This is a genomic window from Anaerovirgula multivorans (assembly GCF_900188145.1).
Lineage (GTDB): Bacteria > Bacillota > Clostridia > Peptostreptococcales > Natronincolaceae > Anaerovirgula > Anaerovirgula multivorans.
In genome coordinates, this window is sequence record NZ_FZOJ01000096.1 from 1 (window position 1) to 1,351 (window position 1,351).

1 protein-coding gene is annotated in these 1,351 nt (G+C 33.7%); it reads right to left on the reverse strand.

The window, feature by feature from the left end:
* Positions 1 to 22: 22 nt before the first annotated feature.
* Positions 23 to 1,351 (reverse strand): transposase (locus CHB72_RS25725; protein ID WP_207652655.1); only part of this gene is annotated, 1,329 nt, incomplete at its 5' end.

The following is a 1,351-nucleotide window of genomic DNA, read 5'->3' on the forward strand; positions in this document are numbered from 1 at the left end:
TACCTAAGTTTTGTACAAATAACTAAGCTGTATTTAGAAAATGATGGAAGCTTAATTGAACATACTTAGGCTGTAATGCTTCAACAAATAATTTTGTCAGTTCTGATAAGCTAGGTACAACAATCTCAATATGATCTTTTAATTCTATTACTTTAGCAGTGATTGTCCCTAGTTTTTTTATCAATGAATGGACACCCATATCCTTAAGCTTAGATGTATTAAAGGCTGTATTTTTCATTAAAGTAATCAGGTTATGACTGATGAATACTAGCCATAGAAATCCATAGATACCATAGAATTTAGATGTTCTTAAATTCTTAATGCCATATACTTCTTTACAAGTTCTAAAGAAGGCTTCTATGGTCTGTCGTTTATTGTAAAAATGAAATAGTTGGATTGAATTCATTTCTTCAGCTCTGATGTTGGTGAGTAAATGGGAATATTTAATTTGCCCATCCTTCCCAACGAATTCACAAACAATGGTCCTTAGACCCGTTGAAGTAGGGATTTCTGTAACGTGCACTTGTATATTGATTTTTTGCCACTGATGTTTTTGTATTGATTTTGCAAGGTTTTTGGATTGCTGAGTTGAAAAACCTTTTACTACAAATTTAGCTCCTGTAGCTTTAAGCAGTTGGATATTTTCAAAAGAGCCATAGCCTGAATCAGCTCGAATAATCAAGCTATCCTTGGCTAAATGTTCCTTGAGTTTAAAGGTAGTTGCTTTTAATAAATCTTCAAATCTACTGGTGCAAGAGGTGTTGCCTGGGTCAAAAAACATAGATACTGTTTCACCTGTATCCCCTACAAAAGCAGCAGATAATTGATAGCCCTTTTCACCTCTTTTTCTAGGAAAATAGCCTTTTTCAGCTAACTCATAGGTTCTACCACCAGCTACAAGACCACTCATATCAAAATCTACAATGACAGGGTCTGCACTTGATAAAGCTAGGGCATTTTCCATGAAGAAGTTGTGATGAATAAATTCCAGTTGATCTATATTGGTCTCATCAAATCTACTCAAGAAACGATTAATTTGAGATTGATCAGGAAATTTACTCATCCCTAGGAGTTTAGCAGCCGTTGTATCAGGAACTAGCTTTTCATTGATATCACTAGTGTAGTTGCATCCCATGACAATGGAAGCAACTAGGGTTTGTAATCTGTTTAGATTTGTATAGTTGACGCTTTTCATTTTCAAGTTAAAATATTTAAAAACATCAAAGAAATTAAGTTTATTAGCAAATTGAATTAAAGATACAAGCCAAGCAGAAGTATTTACCACTTTATTCTCATCTAGTTTGAATGATATACTTTTCATAGGTGAGATACCGCCTTTCGTAGGATTTTT